The sequence below is a fragment of the Prevotella aff. ruminicola Tc2-24 genome (genome assembly GCF_900110895.1).
GTDB lineage: Bacteria > Bacteroidota > Bacteroidia > Bacteroidales > Bacteroidaceae > Prevotella.
In genome coordinates, this window is record NZ_FOIQ01000002.1 from 319,560 (window position 1) to 331,437 (window position 11,878).

Consider the following 11,878-nt stretch of genomic DNA (forward strand, 5'->3'; position numbering starts at 1 on the left):
TCTCGATTCCTCCGATCACAGATCCTCGTCGAACGGCGTCGCACCCACACAGCGGAGGTTCTTCTCCAGTTGCGCCGTCGAACTGGCACCCACCAGCACCGACGTCACCGCTTTCTGGGCGAGGATCCAGGCCAGCGCCATCTCCGCCAGCGACTCCCCGCGCCCTGCGGCCACCTCGTTGTAGTGCCTCAGCCTGGTCAGCAGCTCCGGCGTGAGCATCTCGCTCCTCAGGAACTTCCCCTTCGACATCCTTGAGTCCTCCGGTATGCCGCCGACAGTCCCGTCGGCCGTCGACACGCAGTTCAGGTAACGGTCCGTGAGCAGACCCTGTGCCAGCGGTGAGAAAGCGATGAACCCCACCCCCTTCTCCGCACAGAAGTCGAGTATCCCCTCCTGCTGCGGCTTACGGTCCAGCATGTTCAGCCGTCCCTGGTAGATCAGCAGCGGCACGTCGCGCGCCTTCAGGTAGTCGTAGCCCTGTCGTAGCGCCTCCAGCGGCCAGTTGGATATGCCCACATACAGCGCCTTGCCTGCCCGTACGATGTCCACCAGTGCCTGTAGCGTCTCCTCCAGCGGTGTCTTCGGGTCGTAGCGGTGACTGTAGAACAGATCCACGTAGTCGATCCTCATGCGTTTCAGACTCTGGTCGATACTCGCCATCAGATATTTCCTGCTGCCCCAGTCGCCGTACGGTCCAGGCCACATGTCGTAGCCCGCCTTCGTCGAGATGAACAGCTCGTCGCGGTACGGTCTGAAGTCCTCGTCCATCAGTCGTCCCAGCGTCTCCTCGGCCGATCCGTACACCGGCCCGTAGTTGTTAGCCAGGTCGAAGTGTGTGATGCCGTGGTCGAAGGCATAACGTGTGATCTCCCGGCTCCGTTCATACGGATCCACGCTCCCGAAGTTATGCCAGAAGCCGAGGCTCACCTTCGGCAGCATCACCCCCGAGCGCCCGCAGCGCTCATACACCATCCCGTTGTCATAGCGCTCCTGCGCCGCCACATATTTTCTCTTCATCAATCAGATGTTTTTAGTGTTATTAATCAGAAGCATCCCTCCTTGTTTCCAGCCGCAAATATACAAAATCTTTCGCATGAAAGAAGCAAGACAGAATAAAAACATTTTTGCCACCTCAAGGCAATGGATAAGCCATCATGTAGATAAAACGTTGAAATAGAAAGTGTTAAGTTGAAAAAGCAGTTGTTAAGTAATTCTTAACAACTGCCCCTAAAATTAAAAACCGTTCACGCAACTCGTTGTGCCGAGTGCCGTCAGTGCGGCTGTCAGGATGTTCACCAGCACATGCAGGATCTTCTTGATGGTTGTTCGCTTCATCATCGTTCACCTCCTTTCCGGTCTTAGTCGCCCTGAGCCGATGCCACGGCGAAGCTCGAGATGGGAATCTTCTCCTGGTAAGCCACCTGCTTACCGTTCACGGTCTTGGTCTTGCGCGCCACCACGTAGGCCGCCTTGAACGTGCAGTCGCCCTTCAGGGCGCGACTGGTCAGCTTCTCCCCCTTCGTGTTCTCAGGGATGAAACGCAGGTGAACGCCCGCGATCAGGTTGTCTATGCCCGTGTTCATCGCCTCCTCCACAGACATTGGAATCTTCTTGCTCTCGCTCTCGATTATGGGTGTGAACGTGCCGAATCCGTCGAGCTTCACGGGCTGTCCCTGGATGGCCATCTCCTTCAGGCAGCTCACGATGTGCTGCAGCACGAGTACCGCCATGGGGTAGTCCACCAGCTTGCCGTGCTCCGTCAGGTGCTTGGCGAAGCCCTTCAGGTTCAGCGGCTCTTTCGAGTCGGCCTCGGGGTAATACTTTCCGTAGCCGATGTTCTCCGGGTTTCTGTTCTGTCTCAGGTTCACAGGAAATGCAATAACTTCTGTTGCCATAATTAAAAATCGTTGGGTCGAAATGTTGTACGATTGTTTTGTCGCTGCAAAGTTACGACAAATCGCGCCAGTCACCAAGCATTTTCCTTGAGCGAATCCTGTTGTTGCACGTTATGGCACATTATGGCACATTATGGCACGTTATGCTCGGATTCCTATGCGTTTTTTGCCGATTTCTCGTGTTTTTTTCGTACCTTTGTAGGTGGAATCAAACGCGATTCCGCCCTCGACAAATGCAAGAAAAACAACCCTTTTCCGCCTCTGGCACCCCAACGAACACCCACCTCCATCAGTCTGCCCTCGGACGTACCGAACTAGCACAGCAGTATTTCCCCTTTGTCCAGTCCCCGTCGGCATGGCGAAAACTGCGCCAGCTTCTGGCCGACGAGCCGTCGTTAAGCCACCTCGCCACCCTCCGCCGCAGGACGTTCCTTCCTACGGAAGTAAACAAAATTTATCAGGTGCTCGGCCGACCCTGAACGCCCCACTTTCAGGGCGTTTCAGCGCCCTCTGGGTTTCCTTCGGGGAAAGACAGATTTTCCGTCGACGAACCACCCGTTTTCCTCCGAGCATACCGCGACGGTGCTGGGAGCCTTCCGTAGCCTTGTCTTCGGAAGTGCCGATTTTGTAAATTTATTCTATCAATATTCACTTTGCCGAAGCAGTCTTATCCCTGAAAAAACGTTGAATCAAAATTGGACAATTGGACAATTGGACAAAAAGTTTTTTCTTTGTCGAAGTCAAGACAAAGAAAAAAATAATTAATATATTATATTATATTAATTATATTATATATTATAATATATAATATAATTAAATTCTTGTCATTAGCACCGTCTGTTCCAATCGAATTTAAGTTTTGTCCAATTGTCCAATTGTCCAATCACCATTTCAGTCGTCCAAACACCATGCCCATCGTACTGCCCCTCAAAACGAATTTTTTCAAAAAAAATCACCCTAACGCTTGCTTGTTCAGAATATTATGCTTATATTTGCACCAGAATTATAAGAAACACCAAGTTTTGGGTCGGGGGGAGGAACAAATCACTTTGTGACTCCCCTCCCTTTTTTAAAAAGGAAACCTGTCGTGATCTTGAATCTGAACTAGGCACTACTACTCACGATCTTTTTGAACACAAAAAGCCCTGAGTCATCAGGCATGAACTCAATAACCTTTTCGAAATATGAGAATTACAAACGAAGAACTGCAAGGCAGTCATCTATGGGGCGTCCTGACAGCCGACGGCCTCAACGTACTGAAACGTGTGTCTAAACTGTTATGGGCGCTCTGCCATCCCGTACGCCGACCAAGAGTCGTGGTCGTCAACCAAGTGAACCTTTACCTCGTAGACAGCTCTACGACGGTCGTGATCATGGAGAACACAGGTACCATCCAAAACTCCTGACGACTATGAACGACGAACTGAAAATGCGATTGTTTCAGGCGATCGCATCCGGCGGCCTCAGGGTAACGAACCTGATACTGGAGAACACGGGAAGCCTTTATTTCAACGACTACGGTACGGCGGAGGGCCAGCGGCGGCAGGTGCTGAGCAGAGAGGCCATCGGCAGGGCTGTGAAGGCCGTGCAGGACCAGTTCTGGGGCAACTCCTCCTATGCCATCATCTTCTGTGCGCTGCGCGACTGTTTCGACTATACCGAGAATGCCAGTCTCTTCGAGTCGACGATCAACGAGCTGCAGCAGGAGTATGCCCTCGACTATGCCTGTCCGCAGAACACCATCTACAGCACGTTCCACAACAACACCTATCTGCAACTGCCCGTAGACAAGTGGGAGGCCAACCACGTGAAGCCCCGCTCCGTGCTTCTTGTCAAGGCATTCAGGACAGCCCTGGAGCGAGAGTTGGATAGTTTTAGGTAGACCTAAAGGAAATAGCCCGTAGTTTTAGTTTTTCGCCAAAGACTTTTAGTTTTTGTCTTAGACACGCTAAAGGTCCTTGGCTGCCATCCCTTTTGTGATTAATTTTGCACCGTCTGAATACGACAACAGACCATACAGGCAATGATAAAGAACATTGAAATCGAGGCAGGAGTCATGAAGCGACTCACCGAAGGCAGGTATGTAGAGGGCTCGCTCCACCGCGACCAGCAAACAGGCCGCCTGAGGTTCAGGGCCTACAACCGCAGTCCGCGCCGTAAGGGTAAGGATCGTCTGGTGTGCCAGTTGGAACACGGCTGGATGAAAGAGAGTTCACAGCGCATCCGTTTCTACAGCAGTGTGCGCAAGTCGCTGGGTTGGCGTCTGATCGACCTGGCCATGCACCGCGAACTGAAGCATGCGATGGGTGTGCTCGAAGTTGAGAACCTGTTAGACAACGTATGAAAGGAGGCCAGACGATGATGTTACCAAGCGAACAACTGATTCAGAAACTGATGACCTTCGAGGGTCTGCGGCTCTTGGCCTACCTCGACGCGGCAGGCGTGCCCACGATCGGCTACGGCCACACGCGGGGCGTGAAGATGGGCGACCGAATCACGGCCTACTGGGCCTGCGAGCTGTTGCGGCGCGATGTCGACGAGGTGTGCCGCGAGGTGATGGCCCTCGGTGTCGTCAAGACACAGGGACAGCTCGACGCCCTTGTGTCGTTTGCCTTCAACCTGGGCATCCGCCAGCTGCGGCGCTCCACGCTCCTGAAGCAGATACTTCGGGGCGCCTCCGAGCAGACCATCAGGCGCGAGTTCATGCGCTGGGTCTATGCCGACGGCAAGCGGCTGAGGGGCCTTGTGGCTCGACGTGAATGGGAAATGAATCGATTCTTTGAAAGCTGAAAGTTATGTTTTGTTACCAGAGAAATTTAAGTCATCCCACCCAGCCCGTCGACGAGGCACAGTTCTATGCGCTCGTCGGCTCGGCCAGATGTTCGGAGCTGATCGACCAGTTCCGTGCGACGGGCGACGCCCAGTACAAGCGCCGTCTGCCGGCCTTTATCTTCCAGGCCACCTTCGACGAGACCACCTCCAAGTCGGGCCGTGTAGGCCGCTGGCGCAAGCAGAGCGCCACCCGGCTCACGGGTCTCTGTGTGATGGATGTCGACCATGTGGACCACCCCCGTGAGGTGTTCGCCGCCTGGCAGTCGCTCGATTTCGATGCCCTCGGCATCCTGCTCGTCTATGTCACCCCCAGCGGAAAGGGTCTGAAGGTCGTCTTCAAGGCCGACGCCGCCAAGGGCAACCTCATCGACAACCAACACGCCATGGCACGGGTGCTGGGTGTCGAGGTCGACGAGAGCTGCAAGGACGCCAGTCGCATGAGTTTTATATGTAAAGAAACTGACATTTTATACATCAATAAAGCACTTTTTAGCTATGAAAACAAACCGTTTGCTGAGCGATATGATGCTCTATATCGAGACAATCATTCACAGGCTACGAAAGCGACTGTAACCCCTCCCACGGTCCCATCAGCCCCCCATTTCAAGGGCTGTCCTTACAGTGAGATCATCCGTGAGTGGTGGAAGTGCCAGGGCGGAGAGCCGCAGGAGGGCGAGCGCAATGTCCGCCTCTACCAACTGGCCGTCAGTCTGCGCGCCATCTGCGACAACAACAAGGCCCTGCTCCTGCAGGTCATGCCCCGTCTGGGGCTCGACGAGCAAGAGCTCATCTCCATCATCGACTCCGCCTGTAAAGAGCCGCCCAAGGGCATCTCCAGAGCATTGCGCGAGGTTCTCGCCAACATCGACCGCACACGGTCCCTGAGCCCTCAACGGTCCCTGAGCCTGTCGCGGTCCCTGAGCTTGTCGAAGGGCAAACCGCAACACTTGTCGAAGGGAGAACCGCAACCCCTTTTGCAAGACCAATCCCCCGAAAGCCCTCTCGCCGTCGAAGTCCTCAACACCCAACTCGAGGCATGGGGAAAGGAGATCGAGGCGCTGATGGACGACTACCCCATGCTGCGCGACCTCTGCGCAGGACTGAAACGCAGTCAGTATCCTGCCGCCCTCTTCGTGGGTGGCGGTGCGCTCATGACCCTGATGACACGCTGCTGGTACCGCTTCTACCACCGTCCCCAACAGGAGCGCCGTCTGAACTGCTCACTGTATATCATCGGCCATCCCGCCTCCAACAAGTCGATGGCCGACGATATCTGCGATGTGCTGATGGCACCCATCGAGGCCGCCGACAGGGAAGGCAAGGAGGCGCTGAACCGCTACAAGCAGGACCTGAAGAAGAAGGCCGCCAACAAGGAAGGCAAGGACAAGCCCAAGGGCATCATCCGCATCCACCCCTCGCGCACCTCCAACGGCCAGCTGATCCAGGATATGCTCAACGCCTGCGAGATCGTCGACAGCAAGGAGATGCAGCTCCATATGTTCACCTTCGACACCGAGCTCGACAACTCCATCACCCTGCAGAAGGGCGGCTCGTGGATCGACAAGCAGTCGATGGAGCTCAAAGCCTTCCATAACGAAAAAGACGGACAGATGTACCAGAACTCCGACTCGCCCGTCGATGAGTTCAGAGTGACGTGGAACTACATCTATACAGGCACCCCGATCGCCCTGAAGAAGAAGGTCAACGAGCGCAATTTCGGCAGCGGTCTCAGTACCCGTCTGGCCGTCATCCCCATGCCCAAGACCAACTTCGAGATGATCAGTTTCGAAGAGCAGCGGAGCATCGACTGGGAGCGCCTGGAGCGCATGAAGATGTGGGCCTACAAGCTCGACAGCCGTGCAGGCGAACTGCCGTTGTGGTCGCTGGTGAAGCACCTTTACGACTGGACGAAGAACCGCATGACAGATGCCGCCGAGGACCAGAGCGAGGCCAACGAGCTCATGCTGAAGCGTGTGCCCTACCATGCCCTGAACTATGCCGCCCCCTATATCGATATGCGCCATTTCTCCTCGCTCCATACAGAGGGCAAGCAGTGGCGCGGCACCTACGAGACAGACGAGACCGACTGGAAGCTCTGCGAGCTCATCGCCCGCATCCAGTACGCCACCCAGCAGCATTTCTTCGGGGTCCTCGCCGAGAAATACTTCGACGACATGAACAACGACGTACAGACTGCGAGCCATCGCCACCAGCAGCGCTCTATCGACGGCTACAACCGTCTGCCCGACATCTTCACCCGAGACGACGTGATGCGGTGCTACGGCTACGACAAGCCCGATGCCGCCTACAAGAAGATTCTACGTCTGAAGGCCGACGGCTATGTGGAAGACGACAAGGAGCACGGCTGTTTCAAGAAACTCGCCCAACTGCTGACCTGATTGGACAATTGGACAATTGGACAAAAACTTTTTCCGATAATTCAATGCAATCCGTTACCCTGGGAGGGGGTAGCGGATTTCTCTACGCTCATCCCTCGACTGATACCTATTTTTGGGTATAAAGTTTTTGTTTTCAGTAAAATAATTCGGAAAATAATTGTTTATTCGGAATTAAGTTGTATCTTTGCAATGTTTTTCATAGTATTAGATTAAAGTTAACAACGAGGGATGCAGCGGCATCCCGTTTTTGTTACAAGAAACAATCATCAACTCGCCCTAACTGACCCGATAATATACAAACGATAGTGCTTCACGACTGCTACCATCTAAAGTATGGGGGGCAAATTATACGGTTGATTGACTACAACAATATGATTGAAAATATAATATAGTATCAAGAATGGACTTTATTAAAGACATTATCCCGTACATATCCTATTTATGGATAGTTGTTATTCTTGTAGCAATCTGGGCATGGTTTTACATTAACCATCAGAAGGACAATTCCATGCTGATTGCTAATCGCCATCGTATTGAAATGATACCGTCTGCGGTGTCAACACTTGGTGTGCTTGGCACATTCTTAGGTATTACTTTGGGATTACTTTGTTTTAATACTCAGGACTTAACCACAAGCATACCAGAACTACTGGAAGGACTTAAGACGGCATTTTTCACGTCGCTTGCAGGTATGATTGCTTCTTTGGTATTATCAAAGAGAATAAACAACCTATATGATGAAGAAACTGGTGGTGTTTCTGATATAAACCAAGCAGCAGGTGTGATTTGCAAATCAGTTTCTGAATTCCAAGAGGAATCAACAAAGCAAGCACAGGCACAAGTGGTTTTCTACAACCTCGTGCAGACTATTATTCAGAAGATGGATGCAAATATTGAAACGATGAGTGCCAATGTAAACAGTCTGAATACAGCAGCAAACGACATTGCCCTTCAACTCCAAAATGTAGCAACCAGTTCTGCCGCTATAGCTCTGACATCTGAAGCAATAAGGGGTGGTATTGACAATATTGATGGATCAGCAACGAGCCTGCTAACCTCTGTTGGTAACGTTGAAGAATCAGTAAAGACAAATACTGAGTTTACAAAAGAAATCCATACTCACGTAGGAGAAATGATAGATCATACGGAGGCTATGGTATCGACAGAGGGCGAAGTGTCTGATAAGATAACAAATCTCACAAATAAACTTCATGGTGAGGTTGTCGATATTGAAGATAAGATGAAAGAAACGAATGAGTTGTTGGAACGCAAGTTCGATGAATTCTCCGAACTCTTGAAGAAGAATAATACAGAAGCGTTGGTTGAGGTGATGAAGCGTGTAACAGAAGAATTCCAATCACAGATGAATGCTCTGATAAGCAAGCTGGTTCAGGAAAACTTCGATCAACTTAATAAGAGTGTGGAGAAACTGAATCAATGGCAAATTGAAAACAAAGCGATGATTCAGTCACTCACATCGCAGTATCAACAGATGGCAGAAAACTTTGAGGGCACATCCTTATCTCTTACTAAGGTAAAAGAGGATACCCGTTTACTTGTTAGTGATGGCGGAAAACTCGAACAACTAGTTAACACGCTTAATGAAGTCATCGTTCAGGATGAGAAATTCAAGTTGATATCAACGGATCTACAGAAGACAGCAGACCTTTCGAAATCCAACATGGAAAGTTTCGATCAATCAACAAGGCAACTAAATGAATGGGTTAAGAAACAACGTAATTTCACTGATGCTGTCACTGTGCTTGTCAAGAAGTTAGAGGAATTAAATGAAATGCGTAATTACGCGAGTACGTTCTGGAAAGAAACTAGAGATGGAATGAATGATGCCGTTGGTATCGTCAAGGATGGTACCCAGCAACTGAACAGACAAATTACGGGCCTTGACCAACAGTTCTATGCTCGTTTGAGTACCACTCTTGCAAACTTGGATGCTTGTATTCAATCACTCATTAATAACGCTAGAAATAATAGGTAAGGATGGCAAAGCATAATGTATGGATGTCGGTGTCAGACCTTATGACGGGCCTCATGGTCATTTTCTTGTTTGTGGCTATAGCCTACATGATTCAGGTAAACGAGAACCAGACAGTTCTTACTGATTATGTAGACACTAAAAATCATCTGCATGACAAGCTGGTTAAGGAATTTGAAGGCGATACTGCGAAATGGCAGATGCAAGTAGGAAAAGACCTATCGATGAAGTTTAATAATCCACAAGTTCTATTCGCTACAGGATCATATCAACTGACACCTGCTTTTTGCGACATATTAAATGAGTTTATACCACGTTATCTTAATATTCTACTGAATGATTCATTATCCAGCCGAATACAGGAGATACGAATTGAGGGGCATACGGACAATGTTCCTGCACCACAGTTTGACCAGGACCCCTTTATGGCGAACATAAAGCTTTCTCAGTTACGCTCATATAGTGTGTTAGAATACATAAAGAATATGCCCTTTTATCAGCAATATACTGATGATCAAAGAGCCAAATTGGAGTTTTGGTTTACATCGAATGGTCTTTCATACGGAAAGGCTGTAGATAGCAATGGTGAATATACTGCTTTGTCTGGCAATCCTATAGACAAAGAAAAGTCTCGTCGTGTGGAGTTTCGGATCGTAACAACGGGTGAGGAAATCTTAGAAAACTTTGTCAAGAAGAATAACAGCCTAATTCCCTAGCAATATGGAAGAAGAACCGATATACGATTTCTCATCCCTACGCAATTACTTAGTACAGCTAGGTTATATTGTCGAAAATGCCCAGGGCTACAGAGAGATACGTCCCGAAGAAGTAACAATTGACTCCATAAGCAAAGGTGAACTTGATGTAGCACCAGATGCTATTTATGTTATAGGTCCTGGCGACCTAAAACAGCAAGTTTTTCTCTATAAGCGAGACTATCATTTGGAACGCTATGGCAAACCACGCTTTCATATATGTAAATGTACAATCATTAACGATTTTATAGAAAGTGGTGGCTTCCGTGATCACTATGTCAGAGCAAATTCAGACCCTGTCCCTGTCAAGAATATGGATAACAGATACCGCGAGGAAGAGGTTGACGATTTACCATTGTGTAAATACTGTTTAAATCAGATTCGCCAATATGGTGATATTACATCTTCACAATTTGTTGAGCTTCTGAGACAGGCTAGAGGAGACGAAGAAGAAAAGGAAATACAAGAGGTCGATATTTTTGGATATACGAGAGACTGGGATTACATAAGTAAGTCCTATCGTGAATCTCACAATTACACTTGTGAGAAGTGTGGTTTACAGATTGACGACATGTTTGACAGACAGTATATACATTGCCATCACAAGGATGCAAACAAATTGAACAACAAAGAATCTAACCTTCAATGTTTATGTTTACGCTGCCACTCCGAGGTAGACGAGATTCATCATAAGAACTTGACGACGGGAGCTAATCGTATAATCTTTGATGATTTTGAAAAGAAATATCCGCGTGAATAGAATTAAGTAAGATAAAGATATAAACAAGATATTGAAACAATATTGTAGATATCATTATTCGCATCTTGAAAATATAACTTTGAATCACACTAACCCTATCATTCATTGATAGTGGTATATTCGGGGCAAACTGTGGTGATGCAGCCCCACCAAATATAGCTAGCCACACTTATGGCTTATGGAAATTGTTTTTCTTTCAGTCATCGGTGGTTTGATAGCAAACCTTTTCTATGATCTATTCAAGAAGGCATTTGCGAAGTTCCACTAGAAACCAAAAATGGCTGTACTATCATAGGTACAGCCTTTTTTTCATGACGTTTATACCTCTTTCCTCTTTAAAATTTGTTTGAGTTCGGAGAATTCATTATCTTTGCATGGCAAAGCCGCAGAGAATTAAAAACCTAAAATAAGTTGATATGAGAAAGTTTTATCTAATGTTCCTTTTGGCGTTTCTTGTAAATCTGAGCGGATATGCACAGATTCAAAGACATTTCTTTGATTTTACCCTAGGTGTAACTCCAGAAAATGAAGTCGTTAAATACTTTAAAGCAAAGGGAAAGCAAATAGAAAAACACAATGATGATTCATATTTTGTTCATAATCTGAGATTCGGTGGAAATACTTGGCCTTTTGCTGCGTTTTCGTTTCACAAAGGGGTGCTATATCTGGTCTATTTTTCGGACGGTGAGAACTATAATTTAAAAGAGAGGCAAGATATCCTTTGGAGAAGATTGAAAGAAGACATAACAAAAAAATACTCAACTTATTACATGAGTTCTTTGTCAGACGAAGAAGAGTTAACTTTCTCTGATTATAGAACAAGAATTCGACTGTCATATAAACCATATAATGATATAATGGGAGTAACGCTTATTTACTCGGACAAGAATCTGCAATTAGAGAAAATTTATAGTGAATCAGACGAATTGTAGACAAAGTATGATCTGCAAGTTCATCTCAGATTTCCTCCTTGATATTTTGTCAATACACGGATAATTTGTTATCTTTGCACCAAACTTTAACATCATTGAATTATGGCGAAGTAAAATCGACTCAAAGCAGTTCTTGCAGAACAAGACAAAACCAGTAAGTGGCTTGCAGAACAAGTAGGCAAGTCAGCTTGTACTGTTAGCAAATGGTGTAACAATAGCGTTCAACCAGATGTGCCGACTTTGAAATCAATAGCAAGATTACTCGAAGTTGAAATGAATGATTTATTAAACGAAATAGATAATTAATTCTTC

The 11,878-nt window shown here is 48.1% G+C and carries 13 protein-coding genes and 1 pseudogene; 11 read left to right on the plus strand and 3 right to left on the minus strand.

Annotated elements, in window-relative coordinates; all coding sequences use genetic code 11:
* Window positions 1-15: 15 nt before the first annotated feature.
* From BMY63_RS05630 to BMY63_RS05635, 3 genes are all read right to left on the minus strand, one after another.
* Window positions 16-1,017, minus strand: coding sequence for an aldo/keto reductase (locus tag BMY63_RS05630; protein WP_091915283.1), 1,002 nt, complete (start codon window positions 1,015-1,017; stop codon window positions 16-18).
* Between the two features lie 216 nt (window positions 1,018-1,233).
* On the minus strand, window positions 1,234-1,338 hold the full coding sequence (locus BMY63_RS12300) for a smalltalk protein (RefSeq protein ID WP_177178386.1): 105 nt from the start codon (window positions 1,336-1,338) through the stop codon (window positions 1,234-1,236).
* Between the two features lie 20 nt (window positions 1,339-1,358).
* The gene (locus tag BMY63_RS05635) at window positions 1,359-1,895 is read right to left on the minus strand and encodes an HU family DNA-binding protein (RefSeq protein ID WP_091915285.1); all 537 of its coding nucleotides are present in this window, start codon (window positions 1,893-1,895) and stop codon (window positions 1,359-1,361) included.
* A 233-nt stretch (window positions 1,896-2,128) separates the two neighbouring features.
* Between BMY63_RS05635 and BMY63_RS12505 the strand changes: the two genes are divergently transcribed.
* The 11 genes and pseudogenes from BMY63_RS12505 to BMY63_RS05690 form a co-directional block, all read left to right on the plus strand.
* On the plus strand, window positions 2,129-2,374 hold the full coding sequence (locus BMY63_RS12505; protein ID WP_091915287.1) for a DUF4248 domain-containing protein: 246 nt from the start codon (window positions 2,129-2,131) through the stop codon (window positions 2,372-2,374).
* A gap of 705 nt (window positions 2,375-3,079) precedes the next feature.
* Window positions 3,080-3,301 (plus strand): hypothetical protein, encoded by a 222-nt coding sequence (locus BMY63_RS05645; protein ID WP_091915289.1) that lies wholly within the window; start codon window positions 3,080-3,082, stop codon window positions 3,299-3,301.
* 5 nt (window positions 3,302-3,306) lie between these two features.
* Window positions 3,307-3,777 carry a hypothetical protein gene (locus BMY63_RS05650; RefSeq protein WP_143065729.1) on the plus strand — a complete coding sequence of 157 codons (471 nt, stop codon included), beginning with the start codon at window positions 3,307-3,309 and terminating at the stop codon, window positions 3,775-3,777.
* A gap of 141 nt (window positions 3,778-3,918) precedes the next feature.
* On the plus strand, window positions 3,919-4,239 hold the full coding sequence (locus BMY63_RS05655; protein WP_091915293.1) for a hypothetical protein: 321 nt from the start codon (window positions 3,919-3,921) through the stop codon (window positions 4,237-4,239).
* Complete coding sequence (locus BMY63_RS05660; protein ID WP_256218951.1) at window positions 4,236-4,685, plus strand: lysozyme; 450 nt, start codon at window positions 4,236-4,238, stop codon at window positions 4,683-4,685. Before BMY63_RS05655 ends, BMY63_RS05660 begins: the two co-directional genes overlap by 4 nt.
* A gap of 5 nt (window positions 4,686-4,690) precedes the next feature.
* Window positions 4,691-7,126 (plus strand): BT4734/BF3469 family protein, encoded by a 2,436-nt coding sequence (locus tag BMY63_RS05665; RefSeq protein WP_091915295.1) that lies wholly within the window; start codon window positions 4,691-4,693, stop codon window positions 7,124-7,126.
* 400 nt (window positions 7,127-7,526) lie between these two features.
* Window positions 7,527-9,122, plus strand: coding sequence for a hypothetical protein (locus BMY63_RS05670; protein ID WP_256218952.1), 1,596 nt, complete (start codon window positions 7,527-7,529; stop codon window positions 9,120-9,122).
* Window positions 9,123-9,124: 2 nt separating this feature from the next.
* A complete protein-coding gene (locus tag BMY63_RS05675) occupies window positions 9,125-9,835 on the plus strand; it encodes an OmpA/MotB family protein (protein ID WP_256218953.1) in 711 nt (236 codons plus the stop codon).
* 4 nt (window positions 9,836-9,839) lie between these two features.
* Window positions 9,840-10,634, plus strand: coding sequence for an HNH endonuclease (locus BMY63_RS05680; RefSeq protein ID WP_091915297.1), 795 nt, complete (start codon window positions 9,840-9,842; stop codon window positions 10,632-10,634).
* 416 nt (window positions 10,635-11,050) lie between these two features.
* Entirely contained in the window at window positions 11,051-11,566 is a 516-nt protein-coding gene (locus tag BMY63_RS05685; protein ID WP_143065730.1) for a hypothetical protein, read from the plus strand.
* Window positions 11,567-11,695: 129 nt separating this feature from the next.
* A pseudogene (locus BMY63_RS05690) lies at window positions 11,696-11,872 on the plus strand (helix-turn-helix transcriptional regulator); the annotation flags it as partial.
* Between the last annotated feature and the right edge of the window lie 6 nt (window positions 11,873-11,878).